A 22800-nucleotide genomic window follows, 5' to 3' on the forward strand; every position below is an offset into this window, starting at 1 on the left:
TGAATTCTTTTCTATATCCAAAGAAATGTAAATATGATTCGTATCTTTTTCTATTAATAAAATTCATGTAAAATAAAACTATATTAGGAAGTATTGAAAGACTTAGGAGGGCATGATGGAAGAACGTATAGGATTAATAGATATTGGCTCGAATACGATTAGATTAGTTATCTTTAGATTTAGCAAAGATGCAGGATTAAATGAATTGCTCAACATTAAAACGCCTGCTCGCTTGAGTCAATATTTGACAAAAGAAAATAAAATGAGCCAAGAAGGTATTAAAGTGCTCATTGAAGCATTACGCAGTTTTAAATCTGTATCTGAAAAATTTAACGTAAAAGAATTGCATCCTATCGCAACAGCAGCGATTCGTCAATCTGAGAATAAGGATGACATTGTTAAAAAAGTAAAAGATGAACTTGATATTGAAATTTCAATTATCCCTGAAAAAGACGAAGCATATTATGGTTACTATGCTATTACTCATACTACTGAAATTGAAAATGGTGTATCTGTAGACATCGGTGGTGGTTCAACTGAAGTTACTTTATTTAAGGATAAAGAATTATTTGAATCACATAGTTTTCCTTTCGGTGTAGTAACGTTAAAACGTAAATTCTTTGATGGCAAAGACCACAATGATAAAGGCGCGATCAAAGATATGGAGAAATTCTTATCTCAACAATTTAGTACATTAGATTGGCTTAAAGATCAAGACGTTGCATTAGTCGGTGTCGGTGGTTCTGCACGTAACGTAGCACGTATCCATCAATCTGAACACACTTATCCTATAAGTGGTGTACACAATTATACAATGTCAGATAAAGATATTGATGAAGTGTACGATATTATACGTAAAAGTTCACGTGATGAGTTAAATAACCTAGATGGGTTAAGTCGCGATCGTGCAGATATTATTCTTCCGGCAGTGTCAGTATTTAAGACACTTTATAAAAAAATAGATGCAAAGCAATTCACATTTTCAAGAAATGGCTTACGTGAAGGCTATATTATTAAACAAATTCGCTCACGCTATCCAGATGTATTTGACAAAAATAATGTGCGTAAAGAATCGATTTATTTCTTAGCACATGATTATCACATCGAAGAACGTAGTTCACAAGGTCGTCTAAAATTAGCGCAATCTTTATTAAAACAATTAATGGATTTAGGTGATTTAAAGATTAATGACACAGAGCAACGTCTCTTTGAAGAAGCGACCTATATTTATTATTTAGGTAGATTTATTGATTCAGATTCAAGTTCTCCACATACGTATTATATTATTGCGAACTCAATGATTAATGGTTATACACATAAAGATCGCGTTAAACTCGCCCTTTTAGCAAGTTTTAAAAATAAATCTTTACTTAAGTTCTATTGTAAAGAAACAGATTGGTTCAGTAATAAGGAAATTGAAACAATTCAAGCATTAGGTGGCATTATTAAATTTGTGAATGCTTTAAATATTTCACAAACTAGCTTTGTTGAAGACGTGACTTTAAAAGAAACGAAAAAAGGCAATGACGATTATGAACTGACCGTACATTATACTGAAGGCGAACCGATTGCTGAGAAATATCAAGCATTAAGACAGAAAAAGCATATCGAAAAGATTCTTAAAGGATCAGTATCCATTGTCTTTACAAAATCTTAAAATTTGTATGCTATATTATAGGTAGATAGTTCTGTCATAGACTATATATTTTTACAAATAGAAAGATTGATAATCGAAGAAATGACGAGGTGTATTTTGAATATGCAAACTCAATTGGGAGACTATGATATTAGCTTGCCGAAGTACTATAATAATCGCGAACTCAGTTGGTTAGATTTCAACTATCGTGTATTACAAGAAGCTTATGATAACAACAATCCACTATTAGAAAAATTAAATTTCGTATCTATCTTTAGTTCGAACTTAGATGAATTCTTTATGGTGCGTGTGGCTGGTTTAAAAGACCAAGTAAAAATGGGATTCGATAAACCTGAAAACAAAACACAAATGACACCACAAGAACAAGTAGATGCTATTCAAGAAAAAGCTAAAAAATATGTCAATATGCAATATGAACGCTATAACGAACTTATCGAAGAATTACGCAATTATGACATTGTGATGTGTAAACCAGAAAACTTATCTGACTCTATTTTAAGCAAGTTAGAAAGAGATTTTAAACTAACTATTTTACCAACGTTAACACCACTTGGTATAGATGCATACCATCCTTTCCCAAAACTAAATAATAAAAGTCTAAATATCTTCGTAGATATCGATACAGATGATGCCATTAACTCAGCGATTGTTCAAATTCCATCTCTTATCCCTAGATTTTTAACTTATAATGAAGGTTCAAAACAATATGTAGTCATGGTAGAAGATGTCATTACACACTTCATCAATCACTTATTTACAGGCTATGAAGTATTAAATACCTTTACATTTAGAATTACTAGAAATGCTGATTTAACGATTCATGAAGATGGTGCTGAAGACTTACTTATCGAAATTGAACGCTTCTTAAAAGAACGTAAAAGTGGTTCTGCTGTACGCTTAGAAGTCGACAATCGTACAGCGTCTATCGAAGATTTAGGATGGTTAACAGACACTTTAGAAGTAGATGAACAAGACGTTTACTTACTTAATGGACCTTTAGATTTAACATTTATCTTTGGCTTAGTTGACCATCTATCCCATAAATTGAAATATTTAACATATGATAAATATACACCACAAATTCCACGTTCATTAGGTAACAATAATGTGTATGATCTTGCATTAAAACGTGATGTCTTTTTCCATCACCCGTACGAATCATTTGAGCCTATCGTAGACTTTATTCGTGAAGCAGCTGAAGATCCTAACACGATTGCGATTAAACAAACGCTTTATCGTGTAAGTAAAGATTCACCCATTATTAAAAGCTTAAAAGAAGCGGCTGAAAATGGTAAACAAGTGACTGTACTTGTAGAATTAAAAGCACGTTTCGACGAAGAAAATAACGTTCATTGGGCACGTATGTTAGAAGATGCAGGTTGTCACGTTATTTATGGTATGACCCATTTAAAAACCCATAGTAAAATTGCTCTTGTCGTTAAACGTATCGGTGGCGAATTAACTTCATTCGTACACTTAGGTACAGGTAACTATAACGATAAAACTGCAAAACTATACACAGATATGGGTGTGATTACGACAGATAAATTAATTGCTGAAGATGCCATTAATTTCTTTAACTATTTAAGTGGTTACTCAGTTAAACCTGAATATAATAAACTAATTGTCGCACCATTCGATATTCGTGACGTCTTTATTGATCGCATTGATAAAGAAATTGCAAGTCATCGTCAACATGGTAACGGTAAAATTATGATGAAAATGAATTCCTTAACTGATAAGGCCATCATTGAAAAATTATTTGAAGCATCTCAAGCAGGTGTTAAAATTCAACTCATTATTCGCGGTATCTGTTGCCTAAAACCAGGCATTCCAGGGGTCAGCGAAAATATTGAAGTTGTAAGTATTGTAGGTCGTCTATTAGAACACTCTCGTATTTACTACTTCTACAATAATGGTGACGAACGTATTTATTTATCATCTGCAGACGTCATGACACGTAACATGATTAAACGTGTTGAAATCTTATTCCCTGTAGAAGATAAAGAAATCGGTAAACGTCTTGTAGACTTTATGAATTTACAATTATCTGATAATCAAAAAGGACGTTATCAAGATCAATATGGTGATTATCATTACGTTCAAAATGATTTATCACCATTAAATTCACAAGCTTACTTGATGAAAGAAGCAGTTAAATATGGTAAAAAGCTAAAAAAGGAGACAACCCAGCCTTCAGGAATGCCCGTCGTTTCCAAAAGAAGAGCTAGCTGGGTCAATCGTCTTCGAAAAACATTAAAAAAATAATATGAATATAAAATAGCCAAGTCGTGTCATTCATAAGCACGACTTGGCTTTTTAATTTATTTCTCAGGATGTTCATACCAGTGTTTTAAGAATGTATATAACACATCACTATAAGTTTGAAGTTCTTGTGCTTCTATCTTTTCATCTACACTATGGGCTTCTTCTAAACTACCTGGACCATATAAAATGGTTGGAATATCAAAATGAGCTGTCCAACCTCCATCTGTCACTGTGGTACTCATACCATGTTTCATTTCGCTGTGATGAACGTGATAATGCGCATCTTGTAATTGTTTAAAGCCGGGATGTTCTAATGGAATAGTAAAACTTGGGAAAATTTCTCCCTTATCTTCTATCATTGATTCACCGCCCCATTCGAACTGTAATGGGTTCTCTCTCAACCAAATGTCTGCATCTGCAACACGATTTAAATACGCTTCTATCTCTTTTGTAACGTCGTCATAACTTTCATTAGGTAAATAATGAACCGTAATCCATAAACGACATTCATCAGCAATAAAAGCAGGATGACGTCCCCCTTCAATAACTGCTGGATTAATCGTATTCGCACCTGGTGGCATCCCAGGACTATGTTTCATTACTGCCCAGTGTTGTTCAAGTTCATTCAGTGCTTGAATGATTTTAGTCATTTTTTCAATTGCACTTGCACCAAATAAACCTCCGCCAGCATGAATCGTTTGACTACGTGCACCATCATGAATGGTATTCTTACTTTTAACCGTAATCCACCCTGTAATGACCCCGCCTTGTCCAAGTGCCATATTTTCACTTGTATCTAATACTAATGCTAAATCTGCTTGAGGACCGATTTCACATGCGCGTTTTGTTCCCGCTTCACCCACTTCTTCTCCTACTACAGATTGCACGACAATATCTCCTTTAGGTCGTCGTCCTTCTTGATGTAGTTTTTCAAGCACATAAAACAGCGAGGCCATACCGCCTTTCATATCACTCACACCACGACCATATAGCCATCCCTCTTTTTCAGTTAATTGAAACGGTGGATAGTGCCAATTAGAATCATCGTCCACATTCGCCACATCTACATGACCATTGAGAATTAATTTAGGTGCATCCTCATCTTCCCCTTTTAATGTTGCGACGATAACACTATCATTTTCATATAAATGTTCACGTTGAATATCAAAATTTAGTGTTTTTAATAATTGTTCAATGTCATCTTGTAAAGGATCCGTATTACGTCCAGGAGGACTTTCCGTATTATATTTAACTAATCCATCTAACAATTCAAATAAACGTTGTTCCATCACTTTATCACCCTTTTAAGTTATATGATCTTTCAATATAAGTGTAACATTTCAACACTAATATTGAAGGGTAAAAAGGAGCGTTTCCTACCATAGGCACGAAACGCTCTTATTCTCATTAGATTTAAATTGGACGAACGACGACTTCATTAACGTTTACATGTGCAGGTTGCGTCACTGCATAAATCACCGCATCCGCTATATTCTCAGGATCTAATTTCTTTCTATCACCAAAGTCATATACTTCTGTCATAGGCGTATCTACCATTCCTGGTAAAATACTTGTTGATTTAATACCCGTTCGCGCAAGCTCTTTTTCTAAAGCTTCTACAATACGTAATACAGCAGATTTCGTTGCACTGTATAATGCACTCGTCTTATTAACTTCAAAGCCTGAAATAGATGCCATATTGATAATGTGACCACTAGATTGTTCTTCAAAATGAGGAAGTACGGCATTCAGACCATATAACAATCCTTTAATATTCGTATCAACCATTTTATCCCAATCGTCTACTTTGTAATCTGTGATTTTAGAAGATAAGTTAATGCCTGCACAATTGACAAAGATATCAACTTTTCCAAATTTAGCAATCGCATTTTCTACAAGAGCATCCACATCATCACGATACATCACATTGGTTGGCGTAATAAGATAGTCTCCTTCATTCAAATGTTCTGCAACACGTTGTAACTTCTCATCATTACGACCAGCTAGCACAACTTTAGCACCTTCTTCAGCAAGTCGTTTGGCTGTTGCTTCACCAATTCCACTACTCGCACCTGTAATAATCGCAACTTTATCTGTTAATTTAGCCATATTCATCATCCTTTATTGTTATTTATTCATTCAATTTCCATAATTCTCTATAAATAAACGTCTGTATCAATTTAAAGTCTCAATTATAGATTGTAATTTAAAAGTAAACGTAATAAAGTGAAGATATATATGACTATAAATAAAGGGGAATAGAATATGTCTGTGATTGCGAAAGATTTTAGTCCATTAGTTCAAGCATTACGTCAAAAAGTAGGCCGCACAAGTTTTTCATTTCGTTTCGAAGATTTATTTACTAAAGAAGAATGGTTAAACATGAGTGTCAAAGAACGCACACGTCAAGAAAGAGAATTTATTGTACGAATGGATCACATTCCAAATATTCGAATGCCTTTTTCTAGTGAAGATGGCTATAAGTTCAAATTGTATAATCAAGAGTATCAATATAACGAAGTGAAGAACAACTTTAAATCTTTATAATAAAAAACCCACATCAAGGGAAGTGAGATGTAGGTTTTAACACATTATCCAAAAATGATTGGGGGTATATTTAGGGTATGCCCTCGATTGCTCACCAACGAGGGCATGACATTATACGTTCATGAATGTTATAGGAGGTCATTCAATTCTGTATTTTAATTTGTAACTAGTGTTTTACGTTCGAGACCATAGAAGTATAAACGTTCAGCATCTAAATAAGACATTGAATCAATTGTCATATATCCATCTTTTATATCACTAATTAATCCTTGGTTTACGCCTGTTTTTAAATAAATATCGTAGCTGCCTTCTTCAGAAAAAATAACGCCTTCTATTACTTTTCTCATTAGTATCACTCCAATTACTTATTCCTTACAATTCTTATCATACACGCTTTTTTTTATTTTAAAAGGGGTATGTGATAGTTTTCACAAATAGTTCAATAATTTGAAAATCTGTTTGTTCATTTTTTCACATGTAAGTTGAATTTAAATGATAAGTATGTTAGGGAATAGAAGAAATTTCAATTCTTTCAAATTCTTTGCTAATTAATTAAAAAAAGAAGCATAAAATCATTAAATCTTATGCTTCTTTTCTAAAAAATATTTAGTGATAAAATAAGTTTAAATACATGTTCACTCAATTTATTTAATTTAATTAAAACTAACGATAAATCGCTATTTAATTTACTAAATATCTATAAATATCATCCCTAATTGGAGTTTTCATTATAAAATTCATAGTTACAATCTTATCTTCTGTGACATTAGTTGTCTCATTTGCGCTACCTTTCATATACTCAGCTTCTCCTAAGTAATAGTGCTGCGAGCCTTCAGAGTCATTTTTCTTAACAAAAATATATATTGTCTTTCCATCCTCTTTATGATTAATAATTTGATTTATTTCTTTATTCTTTAAAGATACATTTTTTCTTGAAACCCAAGCCAACTCTTCTTGATTTAAGAAATGATCTTCATATTTTATACTATCATCTATATCTTCTGATTTATGATAAGTAATAAATAATGGTATATATTCATCAAGCACTCTATATCCATATATATTATTTGCCATGTTTTTTTTATCGTTTCTCCAATTGACTAATTTAAGAAAGTCTAAGCGCGTATATTGATTATATAAAATTAAGTCATTCCCTGAATTTTGAATTTTTTCATTATAATATTTTGCCAAATTTAAAATATCAAAAACAAATGATCGATAATCTTTGTCTTTAAGATATTCAGAAAAAGTTTTACTTAGTCTTTTTGTATTAGGATCTACAATTGGACTTCCATACCTTTCTTTTTCATTTTTACCAAAGTAATTTAACGACAAAATATTTAAAGAAGTTTTCATATCATCCTCAGATTTTAGCGAATAATCATTTCCTTTTATCATATTCTCTAAGACTTCATAATCAGATTTTTTCAAGCCTGGTAGTAATTCTTTTGATAAAAAAGTTAGATTTTTTACAGCATCTTTCCTAAAAATTTTCCCAATATAATTATACTTTTTCAAAAATAAATAATAATTATTAAATTTAGATATAATGACTTTCGGATCAATAGAATTTTGAGTAATGAAATCCATAAGCATAGGTCTTCTACCTATTCTTTCTTTTACGTTTTCAAATGCTTCTTTTATTATTTTAATACTATTTAAATTAGCATGATCAATTGATTTGAAAATTTTCTTTTTAGCTATTTCCTCAAAGTTAATAGTTGACACACCACTTAATTCATTAGGTTCAGTCAGAAATTTTCGATAGTCATCTTTGTTATGAGATTGATTATCTGATAAAGCAATAGGAATTAAATAATTATTTTCATAATTTCCAATAAAGTCGATAATCGTTACAAACTCTTTTTCCGAACTTTTTCTTAAGCCTCTTCCAAGTTGTTGAGTAAATATAATGCTGGATTGAGTACTTCTTAGCATCACTATTTGATTAACTTCTGGAATGTCTATTCCTTCATTAAATAAATTAACAGTGACAATATAATTGATTTTTCCATTAATCAATTCATTTATTACTTTTGTTCTCTTATTCTGAGTATCTGAACCTATTAAAGCTTTACTCGGAATATTATTAAGAGATAATTTTTCAGCTATTTCAATCGCTTCTTCTTTTCGACTTACAAAAATAAGTCCTTTTAACTGACTACCTGAGTATCCATAATAATTTGTTTTTTCAATAATATGTTTTATTCTTTTATCTGAAGTCAAATCTTTTAATTCAGTATAATCATCACTTGTTACACCATTATGAATGTAATCAGTTACTCCAAAATAATGAAATGGACATAAAATATCACTTTCTAAAGCTTTAGGTAGCCTAATTTCATAAGCAACGTTATTATCAAATAACTCAAAAATATTTCCCTCATCAGTTCTTTCAGGTGTAGCAGTCATACCAAGCATAAAATTAGGTCGGAAATAATTCATTATAATCTGATAGGTCGACGCATCTGTTCTATGAGCTTCATCAAAAACAATATAATCAAATTCTTTTTTATCAAAAATCTCATAATTATTATTGTTAGACAATGTTTGAATTGTTGCAAAAAGATATTTTGCTTCGATATCTTTATATTTACCAGTATAAAAACCAAAATCTGTTTCTTGATTAAACGGAAAAACTTTTTTAAATTCTTTCATTGCCTTTTTCAAAATACCTTCATTATGAACAATAAATAAAAATTTTTGAGGATTATAGTTTCTAACATCTAAGGCACATAAAATCGTTTTACCTGTTCCAGTTGCTGAAATTACTAATCCTTTCTTCTCTCCAGATTTTCTAAGTTTTTTTAAAGACATTAATGCTTCTTCTTGCATAATGTTAGGTTGGATTTCATTAGATTTTTTAAAACGATTAACCAGATGATTTTGTTCTCTATTTATTTTCAGAAAATCTTTATATAATTTAGACTCAAATGTTTCTTCATAATCATTAACCCATTGAGAATTTAGACTTATACTATTTTCCCAAAGCACTTCAAATTGATTTTTTAAATTATAAATTAACTCTCCATTTTTATGAGTAGATAATAAAATATTATGTTCATAATTTATTTTCATAGCAGTCGATGTTAAATTGGAACTTCCTATAATCATTGAAGAGTAATCTTTATGGTCAAATATGTATCCTTTAGCGTGAAAGCCTTCTACATCAGTTAATCGAACTTCTATATTTTCTAGTTTTAATAATTCTCTATACATTTTAGGTGTATTAAAACCTAAATAATTAGAAGTGATTAACTTACCTTTGATCCCTTTACGATTTAAATCATTGAATATAGTTTTTAAACTTGCCAAACCACTTTCTGTTATAAATGCTACAGATATAAAAAAAGAATAACATTTTTCTAATTCATTAATAATAGAAGTAAGCACGTTTTGATTTTTATTATTTACAAGTAACTTAGGAGTTAAATTACTTTCATTTGTCAGGTTTTTATCAATAAATCCTTTTTTTAAGGACTGATTTAGATTTAATATTAGTTTGTCTTCCATTAATTTTTACCTTTAACGATTATTTCTACAGTTGGGATATCAGCAGGCGCCCAATCTAATTTAGCAAGTTCATCGGGTTCTAACCATTTTATTTCTTTATGTTCTGTTAAAGTTGGCATTTCATTATTTAATGTACATTTATAAGTTGTAAGGTTAACAATCCCAAAGTCATATTCATATTCAGCTGCTATTATTTTATTTTCTACAGTTAAATCGCATTTCATTTCTTCGTTTATTTCTCTAATTAAAGCTTCTTCTTCTGTTTCTCCCTTTTCTATTTTTCCCCCTGGAAATTCCCATTTTAGAGGTAAACTCATATTTTCATTACGTTGTGCACATAGGATTTTATTTTCTGAATAAATGACTGCACCAACAACGTTAATATTTTTTTTCATAAATAACACCTCTGTTTTAGTTTATTTATTATAATTTTATCAAACTTCGCTTTTTCATCAATAATCTACTAGAATTGAGTTTCTTTAAAAATAAAATATCACTTATCCAAGAAAATCTTAATTTTCTCGAAAAGTGATATTATTAGTCGAATTATTGCTATTGCAACATCTATGATATTCAAATTTTATATTATATAATAAAAATGTCTTAGGAGAAGTCCTAAGACGCTGAGGAAAAGTTTCTCAGAAAAAAATTTTCTGGGATGTTGAGGATTTATGATTAGAGAAGTGTTTGTCGACAATTTATATCTTCTCTAATCAGGGCACGCCTTAGCGGAAAATAGGGTGTGTCCTGTTTTTAGGTTTAGTTTTGATGAGATTGAAGTGTCTAAGAAGATTGAAGAATAACCACTTGTTCTTCAATGTCTTAGGCACTTTAATTATTATAATCCTAAATGTTTAATAAAAGTTACAAGTTCTTCTTTCATTTTAGGATCTTTTAACGCATATTCTATTGTCGTTTTAACGAATCCTAATTTTTCTCCAACATCATAACGATCACCATCAAAGTCATATGCATACACTGGAACCGCACTATTCATACGTTCAATTGCGTCGGTTAATTGAATCTCATTACCGGCGCCTTCTTTTTGTGTTTTTAAATAATCGAAAATTTCTGGCGTTAAAATATAACGTCCCATAATCGCTAAATTAGAAGGTGCTGTACCTTGTTCAGGCTTTTCAACAAATTGTTTCACCTCATAGCGGCGACCTTGTTTCTCTAATGGATCAATAATGCCATAACGGTGAGTCACATTTTCAGGCACTTCTTGCACCCCAATAACAGAATGTCCTGTTTCTTCATATACATTCATTAATTGTTTAATTGCTGGCTCTTCAGATTCTACGATATCATCACCTAATAATACTGCAAACGGTTCGTTACCAATGAATTGACGTGCAGTATAAATGGCATGTCCTAATCCTTTTTGTTCTTTTTGGCGTACATAGAAGATATTCGCTAAATCTGTAGAATAATGTACTTTTTCTAATAAGTCTGTTTTACCTTTTTCTTCAAGGACCATTTCTAATTCTTTTTGATTATCGAAGTGATCTTCAATCGCACGTTTATGTTTACCAGTCACAATAATAATATCTTCAATGCCCGCACGTGCCGCTTCTTCAACAATATATTGAATCGTTGGCTTATCTAAAATAGGAAGCATTTCCTTAGGCATGGCTTTTGTCGCTGGTAAAAAACGTGTCCCTAAACCAGCCGCAGGTATGATGGCTTTCTTTATCTGTTTCAAACTCGAATATCTCCTTTGCGCATTCTGTCTTTTATATTATAAGTAAGTTTATCATTCTTTTATTGTCATTCATAGCGATTGACTGCATTCTTCCATGATATAAAAAATAAGAAGCAAGATTGAAATTCAATGATTTCTCTCTCACTTCTTTGATAAGTTATACAAACAAACTAATGAATAAGATAAAGATGATGCCCGATACTGAAATGATGGTTTCAAGTAATGACCAAGTTAAGAATGTTTCTTTAACGGTCAATCCGAAATATTCTTTAAACATCCAAAATCCAGCATCATTAACATGGGATAAGATAACGCTACCTGCGCCAATAGCAAGTACGACAAGTGCCACATTGGCATCTGAATGTTGTAATAATGGTAAGACGATACCTGTTGTTGAAATCGCTGCGACTGTTGCTGAACCTAGTGCAATACGTAATACTGCAGCGACAATCCATGCTAGTAAGATAGGTGACATAGTTGAACCTTCGAATAGCTTAGCAATCGTATCCCCTACACCGCCATCAATGAGAACTTGTTTAAATGTACCGCCACCACCAATAATTAAAATCATCATCCCAATTGGGTAAATAGCATTCGTTACAGATTTCATAATGTCATCCATTTTTCTTCCTCTATGTAAGCCCATTGAAAACATAGCAAAGATGACTGAAATTAACATCGCTGTACCTGCTGTACCGATAAAGTAAATGATTTGTTCAAATAGATTTTTAGCAGTTTCATGTCCAGTCACTAATTGAACAACCGTTGATAATAACATTAAAATAACAGGTAATACAGCAGTGAGGATACTTAATCCAAAACTTGGCATTTCAGATGCTTTAAATTCTTTTTGTGAACCAAGTGCTGAAATATCCCCTTCACGTGTATAAGCAGATGGGATGAGTTTTTGTGCAAATTTATTAAAAATCGGACCTGCAATGAGTGTCACTGGAATGGCAATAATAATCCCATATAGTAACACATGTCCAATATTCGCTTTTAATTCTTTTGCTATAACTACTGGACCAGGATGTGGTGGTAAAAAACCATGTGTCACAGATAATGCTGTTACCATAGGTAATCCTAGTTTCAGTGGTGACACTTTCGCACGTTTAGCAATTGTAAAAACAAGTGGAATGAGTAATACTAACCCTACTTCAAAGAATAATGCAATACCAACGATGAAAGCTGCAATCAACATTGCCCATTGAACATGTTTTGGTCCAAATTTATCAATCAGTGTATCCGCAATACGGTTGGCGCCTCCACCATCTGCCAGTAATTTACCAAGTATTGCGCCTAATCCAAAAATGAGTGCAATATGACCTAGGGTGCCGCCCATACCTGCTTCTATCGTTTCCATTACTTTATTTAAAGGCATACCTAATAAGATGGCCGTTACAATAGATGTAATAATTAATGAAATAAATGTGTTGAGTTTTAAGAAAATAATCAATGTTAATAGTAATACGATTCCAATAACCACACTTGCTAGTGTCCATATTGTTCCCATTTGTCTTCTCCCCTTTAATGTTTCATTTATTTAAATACGTCGATTAATTCATATGTTTACGTTGAAAATCTGCAATTTCTTCATAGCGATCTTCGAGTGTACGGCTTAAGTTTATGAATATCGTTACAAGTTGTTGATACATATTTACTGTATCTTGGTTCGGTTGATGTGCATAAGTCGTACCAACCATATTTTCGATAATTGAATAATCTTCAATATCTCCCAATGCTTTTAAACCAAGGACACACGCACCTAGACAAGAACTTTCATAACTTTCTGGTACGATGACATCCGTATCAAAAATATCTGCCATCATTTGACGCCATACTTCACTTTTCGCAAAGCCACCTGTTGCTTTAATCGTATTTGGTGTTTCATTCATTACTTCGATAAGTGCTAAATAAACGGTATAAAGGTTATACAACACCCCTTCAAGTGCAGCGCGTATCATGTGTTCTTTTTGATGTGACAATGTTAAGCCAAAGAATGAACCACGCGCATTCGCATTCCATAAGGGTGCACGTTCTCCTGCAAGATACGGATGGAAAATTAAGCCATCTGCACCTGGCTTAACACGACTCGCTATTTTAGTAAGCACATCGTAAGGATCCACTCCCAAGCGTTTAGCTGTTTCAACTTCACTGGCGAGTAATTCATCTCTTAACCATCGAAGAATGACACCCCCGTTGTTGACCGGTCCACCAATCACATAATGGTCTTCATCTAAGACATAACAGAAAATGCGACCTTTATAATCTGTACGCGGCTTATCAATAACTGTACGAATCGCACCTGATGTCCCAATTGTGACTGCAACTTCCCCTTTTTTATAACTATTGACGCCTAAATTTGATAACACGCCATCACTTGCGCCAACTACAACCGGCGTATTTTCATCGATGCCCATCAATGTGGCATAACGTTTTTTCATCCCTTTTAAAATATGGGTCGTTGGTACAAGTTGAGGCAATTGAGAGGCTGAAATACCGAGTAATTCAAGTGCTTCTTGATCCCAGTCTAATTGCTGTAAGTTAAACATACCTGTTGCTGAAGCCATAGAGTGATCAATCACGTATTCTCCATAAAGTTGATAGAAAATATATGTTTTAATATCCGCAAACATTGCAGTATTTTGATAAATATCTGGTTGTTCATGTTTCATCCAAAAGATTTTAGAGAGTGGTGACATAGGATGAATGGGTGTACCTGTGCGTTTATAAATGTCATGTCCCCCATATTGCTCATTTATCAAGTCAGCATATTGATTCGCACGATTATCCGCCCAAATCATGCTTTCAGTTAAGCGCTCGTGTTGGCTATCTAATGCAATTAAGCTATGCATTTGCGCACTAAAAGAAATGAGTTTAATATCTTCTTTATGCACCCCAGATTCGCGAATCACATGTTTGACTGTCATTAATACGGCATCGAATAATTCGTCAGGATTTTCTTCTGAAACATCAACATTTGGCGTATGTAAAGGATAGCCAATATGATGCTTTGTAATAAATTGACCTTGTTCATCATAAAGTACTGACTTCGTACTTGTTGTTCCAATATCTACTCCAATCATGTATTTCATATGTATTCCTTCTTCCTTCTATTTATTGTAACCAAAAGCTTTCAATATCCTTACCTACATCGTCAAAGTTTAAATGAAACGCTTCTCTTAACGTATCCGTATCATAACGTTCTACCGCTTCTATAAATATCGAATGATTACGGTGTATTCTGTCAAAATCTTCTTTATTTGTTCTCATTCGCTCTCTCATTGAACATAATACAAGTACTTCTACAATGGGTTTCAAATGATTCCAAAATGTTTGAAGGTAGTGATGTCGAGAGGCGTGAATCAATGCTTCATGAAATTGAAGATCATGTTGCGTAAAGGATTCAGCATCTTCAAATTGAACAGCGACTTTCATCATTTCTAAATGTTTTTTCATTTCTTTAATCACTTTTTTTCTATCAATATACTTTAATTTTGAAAATGCAAAGGATTCAAGCATTAATCTCAAATCATATAATTCTTTCTTTTCTTGTTCACCAAATTCAAGAACCCTTGCACCCATACGTTCGAGGTGAATGAGTTGATTCGTTTGCAGCAATTTAAATGCATCTCTAACTGGAGAGCGACTGACATCGAATTGTTTAGCCACTTGATTTTCAGTTAGTAATGTATCGGGTTCAAGCGTACTATTAACAATCTGAAACCTAAGTTCCGCAGCGATACTTTCCCCTGTAGTCATTCTGTTTTTCCATTGTTTCGGATAATGTTGTTCCATCTTTTCACCTCAATACGTTAACTTGTATACAAGTATAGTAATACACCATTTCAAATTTTGCAAACGCTTACTTTTTTGTAATTTAAAACACCTAGCTCATTATAAGCCAGGTGTTTATTACGATTCGTTTTGGTATACTTCGATACAATAATGTGTTTGATGGCAGTTAGGACATGTTAATTGTCTTGTTTTAGGTGTATGTTTCGCTTTTACGAAAGCACCTAATGTAGGTTTAAATGTATGGTGACAATTCGGACACAGATATAACACCTTTTTTAAATATATTGCTGTCAGCACAATGGCATATGTGATTAAGATGGGTAATATAACAATCAATGGCTTAATTGAACGTCTTAATAGACTTAATAGTAAACCACTATATTGTATGATCCCTAAGATGCCAACACTTATCCAAATCTTTTTTCTAAAGTATGTTATTTTATATTCTTGTTTCATAGCATCATCAATATCAGTAAGATGGTTTATAGGCGCACTTGACTGTTCAGAAATGTATGTTTCGACCTTTTCAATTTGATTTAATGTATGACTGTACATCTCTACTTTTGAATGTAACGCATCTTTTCTCAATGAAAGTAATGTTTTAAACGTGTTCATATTTGTATCTTCATCAAGTAATGTCTTTATTTCATCTAACGTACATCCTAATTGTTTTAATACTAAAATCAGTTCAAGCTGCTTTACATGTTCGTCAGTATAATATCTGCGATTAGAGTCAGTTTGTCGATGAGCTATAAGTAATCCTCTTCGATCGTAATATTGTAGTGTTCGAATCGTGACTTTACTCTGTTTTGCCAATTCTCCAATCGTATAGTGTGACATATCATTCACCTCCTACTGTTAACATAGCTAATGACGCTACGTCATAAGCAAGTATGATTTTAACATTTGCTTATTAAGTCTGCCGGTCTCGTCTTATTCTTCTTGAATCCACTGTTTAATGTGGTCAATAATACCTATGGTTCCATTAGGCAAATTATCCAAGACAGCAGGAAAGTCGATATGTCCGATACCAGAATATACGACCTCATTTACTTCACCGCCATATTTTTTATACATTTTCATTGTTTCTTGTGAATCCGTGTAAGGAATGATTTCGTCATCTTCACCTGAAATAAATAACAGTTTAGGAAATTGTTCTATTTCTTCTATATCTGGAAGGTAATCTGCGTTTGTAGAATAAATGATATCTGTAATAATCGTTTTAATTGGTGCAATATATGAAAATAAATTACGAATGCTATTATTTTTGTTATGAAAAGATTTTTTCAAGATATATTGTGGTAAATTTTTAAAAGCAATCATCTCATCTTTAAAATGATCTCTTTTACTATTTGAAGTAAATAAACGTGACAACATGCTTTGATTTGGTGTAATACGTGCGGCGCTATTTAAATAAACCAGATGTGAAATAGGTAAAGTATTAAATTTTAATAAGCGTGTGCCAATCATCCCTCCCATAGAATAACCTATGATAACTAAATTTTTAATACCGTATGTTTCTATAACTTGTGAAAGCACATCATTGATACGCTCAGAATAATCATCTAACGTATGTTGTTCTCTTACAATGTTAGAGCTTTCGCCTCTACTTGGACAGTTAACAAAAATCAGGTTGTTGTCTCTAAAATAAGGTTCAAACAACAACATAATGCGATATGTCATCATTGCTCCATGTATAAATACGATGGTTTTATCTGCATCCTTATTTCCGGCAAATGCGACTTCAATGTGTTCACCCTTAAATTGTTTTAGTTCATATCGTTGTGACTTAAAATTCTGCTCAATCATTTTAAAACTCCAAAAAAATATATATTACTATTCATTTATTTTATCATAAAAATATATCATTTTATCTTACATAAAAAAGCGAAACAATAGCTATACGTTTCTATCGTTTCGCTATATTACTAAACTATTTATCTTTATCTTGAATGTCTGAGTGAATGGTTTGCATTTTTTCTTCGACATCTGAGATTTCTACTGCACATTCTTTAAGTTTATCTTTATAGTCCTCAGTATTGGTATTATTTTTATAACGAATTTTATGTTCTAAACTTGCCCACATGTCCATACCTATTGTTCGAATTTGAATTTCTACTGGTGTAGCCTCTACTCTATCGGCTAGAAAAACTGGAATCGACACGACTATATGAAGACTGCGATAACCATTTTCTTTTGGATGTTCAATATAATCTTTACGTTTAAGTAATTTAACGTCCTCTTGTTTTAATAATAACTTCTCAATCACATAAATATCTTCAAGATAATTACACACCACACGGATACCAGCGATATCTAAAATATTGGCTTTCGCTGTTTCTGCATCTATAGTTAAACCTTTACGTTGCAATTTTTTAACTAAACTCGTCATTTCTTTGACGCGACGTTCCATATGATGAATTGGATTATGTTTGTAAATATGATTAAAATTGTCATCTAAAATATCTAATTTTGTACTAATCTCTTTTAATGCAGAAGAGTATAAATGATCGAGTTCTACGAAACCCACGAGTTTATCGAATGCTTCATCTCCATTCTTAAACTTATTAATATTTTCTTTGAATTCACTGCGTAACTCTTCAATGTACAATGATGGTTTTCTCTCTACGTACATATTTGTTGCCTCCTTTAATCATCACTGTATATTATATCTAACTCTTAAGTGAACTAAAAATGATAACCTAGACTTTACGCTACTCATTTAGTCTGAGTCATTTAGTCATAAAAAAAGCCGAATAGCAGGTTTAATTGCTATTCGGACTTTATACATTATTCATCTTTTTTATGTTCAATCACTTGTGTATCACGATTATCAGCAATTTCTTTAGCACGTTGTTTTGCTTCTTTTTTAGTACTAAATGTATCAGACGCTTGTTTTGCATCTTCTGTTTTGACTTTCCATTCATGATCTTCATAATATACATGAACATCTTCATCATTAAGTTCAGGTCGTGCTGATGGATCTTTTTGATGTTGAGTAATATGTTTATGTTTTAATTCTTCTAATTCTTCTTTACTGGCATCTTTGTACCATTCTTCTGCTTGTTTTGTTGCAATAGGAATAGCGTCTCCCTCTTTGTAGCCGTCTTTTAACATCGCATTTGCAATATCAATTGCTTTTTTACGCTCTAATTCATCTAAATGTTTCCAAGTTTGTGGATAATCATTCATTGTCCAAGGCATGATGTCACGCTCCTCTATAGTGTTTAGTAAGCTTTACCACCCTACGCTATAATGAAACGTCATACATTGATATTAAGCGTCCACCGTTTTCTGATGATTTGTATGATCAACGTCTTTACGTGTTGCTACACAATTATCTTGTAACTTCATTAAGGCCGATTTTAAATAATTATACTGTGGTAAATCCGTCAATTCTTTTTCATTAAGACTACCGCGCAATTCAAAGTGTTTTGCTACATTTTCAAATGTGACAAGATATTCTCCCATTTGTTTATCTGAAATGCGTTGACGTTGTTTGTCTTGCATTGCACGCATTAACATAAAGCTAATTTCTTCTAAGGCAAAAATACTTGGATAATAATAACGAATGGCCTCTTTACTTGAGAATAATTCACCATTGGCTGAATTGTACACTTGTGTCATGTTATTCATTTTTACAGATAATGATAAACTTTCTGTTCTATCACGTGCTGTATCTTGATATTTATTTTCTGAAAATAAATATTGGAAAATAACCGCTTCTTTACGTACCACTTCTGCAATCACAGTAGGTAACATGGTTGAAGCATTTTTTCGATTAATGATTAAAACACCAATGACCGCAATCACAATCCCAATCAATACGTCAACAATTCGTGTATAGGCAATATCAATGGATAAATTACCAGAGGCTAGACCATTTAACAGGATGACTTGCGTTGTAATAAAAATAACTGCAAACGCATAATTTGCTGCGACAAATCCTTCTGTCATCATAGCAGACAGTCCCATTAAAATGACTGCAACAATTAAATGAGGTTGGAAAAAGAGTATGGCTGATAGAAGTAAGGTCCCTACAATTGTTCCAAGACCCCGTGCTAATGAACGGTCTAACATCCGAATCGTCGTTAATCCTAATAATACTGTATGAGCGGATAATGGGATCCAATATGAGCGTTGGATATTGAAAAATAACGAGACAAAAATAGCCGCGCCCATAATAACAGCATACGTTAATGCATTACGGAAAATAATGGAATCGAGTGTTAAGTTTTGAACGATACGTTTACTATATAATGGCTTACGAATACTCGCTTCAGATTCTATTTGTTCCGGTTGTAATTGCGCAATTTCATCTATTTTAAGTATGTGTTGCATCAGACTTTCAAATGGTTTATCCACATCGACTTTTTTCGTCCATTTTTCTCGTTTTGAAGATAATTTATAGGCATTTCTTGTAATCATATCCATCATCTCAATCAGTTCTTGAGGGATGGGACGAATATTTTTTTCATTTAGTTCAAGTAACTCGGCATAAATTCCTTGGGCTGATGTATGAAGAAGCAATAACTTTTCAAAGCGAGAACTTAACTTTTCACTCATCGCAGTAGTCGATGTAATCAATAGTTTCTCTGAATTTTTAAATTTCGTTACTGTGTCTTGTGAAATGTCTTTAAATTTTTCAGCATCATTAAAGTGATGCATTAAATTATTAATCGTCTGAAAGTCAGAGGTAATCGCTCGATCTTCAGCTTTTTGTTTTTGGAATACAATAGTTAAAATGACGACTAATGTCGCTAACATTCCTCCAATAAAAATCGCTAAGCCACGAATCGGTGCTTGTTCTGGAGCGTCAGGTAAGTTACTGGATAAGCAAAATGTAACTAAAAAGAATGTGGATGAAGGACCCGCAATTTTTAACACATTAAATACATAGAATGGAATGACAGTAACGATTAATAATAATACGCCGTACAGAACTGGCTGATTGACAGTTAATGTTCCAAGCATCATACAAATGGTAAAGGATAACGTACAAATAATGACTGTTCTTAACATGGATTGTGCTGAACCTTTAAATACATAAGTATGTGCCAAAGTTCCAGTTGCTACGAGTAGACCAAAACTAAAATGTCCTAGTAAATACCCTATCAATGTTGGGATAATCATTAATAATCCTTGGCGTATACCTTTCCATAGATTAATTTTAGGCTTATCAAACCTTATTAATGAAGCAATCACATGTCCCACTACTATCTTTCCTTTCATTTTTCATACATCTTATCATAACATGAAAAACGCCTTGCCTAAGCACAAATATCACTTAGACAAGGCAAGTTTAGTTATTATTTTGTTTCTGCTACATCAATGACAGGTTCTTCAGCGACATATTTTCCTATATTTTCACTAAATGCTTTGAAATGATCTGAATGGTTATGTGCTTGAACCGCTTCTTGGTCTTTATAATTTTCAACAACAACGAATGTGTTATGTTCTGCTACATCTTCATAATGAGCATAAAATGTATTACCCGGTTCTTGACGTGAACTTTGAACTAATTTGTTCATTAAATCTAAATAGTCATTACGCACATCTTCTTTAATTTTAAGTTTCGCATTAATAATAATCATATAATCACCTTCCAAATATAATTATAACGTTTTACCCGTCTATTATAAAAAGAAAACGATAGTAAGAAGAAAGGCCGCATTGATTTTCAATTCAGTCATCGATAGTCAATATATTAAAAATGCCTGAGACAACTGATGATGTCCCAAGCTTTTACTTTTGTAGATAATGTATAAATATTATTTAATATGTCTGCTTTCGTCTTTAATTAATGGTTTGTCTGGTGTCACGAAGAACCATAATACAGCTGCAATCACCGCTGGAATAATTAATAATTGGAATGTCATTGTCCAGCCAAGTGATGATACTAATGCACCTGCTAAAAACGGACTGATTAACGCACCAATATTTCCCCATAAGTTCATCCAACCCGATACTGTACCAGCAAAGTTACGTCCAATGTCATTTGCTGCTGCCCAACTCATTCCCATTGAAATACCCATACCACCTAAGCCAAGTGATAACCAAAAGATGGTCACATATAAGTTTTGTGTATGAACTGCAAAGAAGATGGAGATAGCAAATACGATAAATCCAACAATTGCAATTAACCCTCTCGCTACAAAACGACTTTGACCGCTATGCAAAATTTTATCTGAAATCGCACCCGCAGATAAAATTAAAATAAACATAATAAACCATGGTAAAGCACTAATTGTCATATCTTTAAATTGTACATGATATTGCTCAGTTAAATAAGTAGGTAACCAAATTAAGAATAGAGCAATAACAAATTGAACTACGAAATATTGCCCTGCAATGGCATAGAAACTCATGCGTTTAAAAAATTGATTCCAAGGTGCTACGGATTTAGTTGTTTCTACTAAATCACGATGTTGCATGATATACTGTTTTTCTGCTTCATTGACCATGCGATGTTGCTCTGGTAAATCTTTTGCAATAATTGCCCAAAGTGCTGCAATCACAATACCAACCGCACCGAAAATATAGAATACAGCTTGCCAGTTAAATACATTAACAATTGCGATGGTAACTACTGGTGCTAATACTGGACCGAAATATGATCCTGCTAACAACGCACTCGATGCTCTCCCTTTTTCATCTTTAGCAAACCAAGTTGAATTGAATACTGCATTAGATGGATACATTGGCGCTTCTCCGATACCAAATAAGAAACGTACTAAATATAATAGACCATGATGTTTAATCATTCCCGTTAAAATTGTAAATGCACTCCACCATAATAATGCGATTGAAATCATCTTACGCGGACCAAACTTCTCTGCTAACATACCTGAAGGGACTTGCATCAATGCATAACCCAGTGAGAAGAATGAAGCTAATAAACCAAATTGTTGCTTTGTCATGTGAAGATCTTCCATCATTTGAGGTGCAATAAATGAGATATTAGATCTATCCATATATGCAATAACCCCAATAATAAAGAATGCGATAGCGAAATACCAACGAACCTTACTTTTCTTTTGTCTTTGTACCATAATTATTTTTCCTGCTTCCCTTTAAAATTGTGTTGATTCTACTTATACGTTGACAATGAAAACTCCCAATCACGTCTTTCCCTGTTGTTTCCAACCGCCTTTCGAGCCTCATCTCATAGGCTTTCTGATATATTTTTTATAATATTAACAGTTTTTGTAAACGTTTACAATTACTTTTTGAATATTTTTTATTTAATTTATACATGGCTATGTAAAACGTGTTTTCCTGATTAAAAAGTATATTGCTATAAATCTAATTT

19 protein-coding genes are annotated in these 22800 nt (G+C 32.7%); 3 read left to right on the forward strand and 16 right to left on the reverse strand.

Annotated elements, in window-relative coordinates:
• Positions 1-115 precede the first annotated feature (115 nt).
• Both ppx and HMPREF2578_RS09245 read left to right on the forward strand, forming a co-directional pair.
• Positions 116-1657: an exopolyphosphatase gene (gene ppx / locus HMPREF2578_RS09240; RefSeq protein WP_049379302.1), complete on the forward strand. Its 1542-nt coding sequence runs from the start codon at positions 116-118 to the stop codon at positions 1655-1657.
• Positions 1658-1759: 102 nt separating this feature from the next.
• A complete protein-coding gene (locus HMPREF2578_RS09245) occupies positions 1760-3925 on the forward strand; it encodes an RNA degradosome polyphosphate kinase (protein ID WP_019834995.1) in 2166 nt (721 codons plus the stop codon).
• A 56-nt stretch (positions 3926-3981) separates the two neighbouring features.
• Here HMPREF2578_RS09245 and HMPREF2578_RS09250 read toward each other — a convergent pair whose 3' ends face one another.
• Positions 3982-5214, reverse strand: a complete 1233-nt coding sequence (locus HMPREF2578_RS09250; RefSeq protein WP_017175013.1) for an acetylornithine deacetylase — start codon at positions 5212-5214, stop codon at positions 3982-3984.
• Positions 5215-5338: 124 nt separating this feature from the next.
• Positions 5339-6034 (reverse strand): SDR family oxidoreductase, encoded by a 696-nt coding sequence (locus HMPREF2578_RS09255; protein ID WP_048680978.1) that lies wholly within the window; start codon positions 6032-6034, stop codon positions 5339-5341.
• A gap of 156 nt (positions 6035-6190) precedes the next feature.
• Between HMPREF2578_RS09255 and HMPREF2578_RS09260 the strand changes: the two genes are divergently transcribed.
• Complete coding sequence (locus HMPREF2578_RS09260; protein WP_070508416.1) at positions 6191-6472, forward strand: DUF1413 domain-containing protein; 282 nt, start codon at positions 6191-6193, stop codon at positions 6470-6472.
• Between the two features lie 155 nt (positions 6473-6627).
• Here the strand turns inward: HMPREF2578_RS09260 and HMPREF2578_RS09265 are convergent, their stop codons facing one another.
• The 14 genes from HMPREF2578_RS09265 to HMPREF2578_RS09330 all read right to left on the reverse strand — a co-directional run bounded on the left by HMPREF2578_RS09265 (position 6628) and on the right by HMPREF2578_RS09330 (position 22540).
• Entirely contained in the window at positions 6628-6819 is a 192-nt protein-coding gene (locus HMPREF2578_RS09265; protein WP_002448449.1) for a hypothetical protein, read from the reverse strand.
• A gap of 334 nt (positions 6820-7153) precedes the next feature.
• Positions 7154-9985, reverse strand: coding sequence for a DEAD/DEAH box helicase (locus HMPREF2578_RS09270; RefSeq protein ID WP_070508417.1), 2832 nt, complete (start codon positions 9983-9985; stop codon positions 7154-7156).
• On the reverse strand, positions 9985-10380 hold the full coding sequence (locus HMPREF2578_RS09275; protein WP_048762213.1) for a (deoxy)nucleoside triphosphate pyrophosphohydrolase: 396 nt from the start codon (positions 10378-10380) through the stop codon (positions 9985-9987). The genes HMPREF2578_RS09270 and HMPREF2578_RS09275 overlap by 1 nt, the downstream gene beginning before the upstream one ends.
• 443 nt (positions 10381-10823) lie before the next feature.
• Positions 10824-11690, reverse strand: a complete 867-nt coding sequence (gene galU, locus HMPREF2578_RS09280; protein ID WP_048680479.1) for a UTP--glucose-1-phosphate uridylyltransferase GalU — start codon at positions 11688-11690, stop codon at positions 10824-10826.
• Positions 11691-11847: 157 nt separating this feature from the next.
• Positions 11848-13203 (reverse strand): gluconate:H+ symporter, encoded by a 1356-nt coding sequence (locus HMPREF2578_RS09285; protein ID WP_054105870.1) that lies wholly within the window; start codon positions 13201-13203, stop codon positions 11848-11850.
• A gap of 43 nt (positions 13204-13246) precedes the next feature.
• Positions 13247-14785, reverse strand: coding sequence for a gluconokinase (gene gntK / locus HMPREF2578_RS09290; protein WP_054105871.1), 1539 nt, complete (start codon positions 14783-14785; stop codon positions 13247-13249).
• Positions 14786-14807: 22 nt separating this feature from the next.
• A complete protein-coding gene (locus tag HMPREF2578_RS09295; protein ID WP_061544296.1) occupies positions 14808-15488 on the reverse strand; it encodes a GntR family transcriptional regulator in 681 nt (226 codons plus the stop codon).
• Positions 15489-15605: 117 nt separating this feature from the next.
• Positions 15606-16328: a MerR family transcriptional regulator gene (locus HMPREF2578_RS09300; RefSeq protein WP_019834980.1), complete on the reverse strand. Its 723-nt coding sequence runs from the start codon at positions 16326-16328 to the stop codon at positions 15606-15608.
• 93 nt (positions 16329-16421) lie between these two features.
• Complete coding sequence (locus HMPREF2578_RS09305; RefSeq protein ID WP_048680193.1) at positions 16422-17297, reverse strand: alpha/beta fold hydrolase; 876 nt, start codon at positions 17295-17297, stop codon at positions 16422-16424.
• Positions 17298-17421: 124 nt separating this feature from the next.
• Positions 17422-18123: a GTP pyrophosphokinase gene (locus HMPREF2578_RS09310; RefSeq protein WP_070508418.1), complete on the reverse strand. Its 702-nt coding sequence runs from the start codon at positions 18121-18123 to the stop codon at positions 17422-17424.
• Positions 18124-18278: 155 nt separating this feature from the next.
• Complete coding sequence (locus HMPREF2578_RS09315; RefSeq protein WP_048683330.1) at positions 18279-18692, reverse strand: DUF2188 domain-containing protein; 414 nt, start codon at positions 18690-18692, stop codon at positions 18279-18281.
• 72 nt (positions 18693-18764) lie between these two features.
• Positions 18765-20702: an FUSC family protein gene (locus HMPREF2578_RS09320; protein ID WP_176743761.1), complete on the reverse strand. Its 1938-nt coding sequence runs from the start codon at positions 20700-20702 to the stop codon at positions 18765-18767.
• Between the two features lie 95 nt (positions 20703-20797).
• Positions 20798-21082 carry a putative quinol monooxygenase gene (locus HMPREF2578_RS09325; protein ID WP_002448351.1) on the reverse strand — a complete coding sequence of 95 codons (285 nt, stop codon included), beginning with the start codon at positions 21080-21082 and terminating at the stop codon, positions 20798-20800.
• Positions 21083-21259: 177 nt separating this feature from the next.
• Positions 21260-22540: a pyruvate MFS transporter gene (locus HMPREF2578_RS09330; RefSeq protein WP_048679550.1), complete on the reverse strand. Its 1281-nt coding sequence runs from the start codon at positions 22538-22540 to the stop codon at positions 21260-21262.
• Between the last annotated feature and the right edge of the window lie 260 nt (positions 22541-22800).

Origin of the sequence: Staphylococcus sp. HMSC072H03 (genome assembly GCF_001809305.1) — a bacterium.
GTDB lineage: Bacteria > Bacillota > Bacilli > Staphylococcales > Staphylococcaceae > Staphylococcus > Staphylococcus hominis.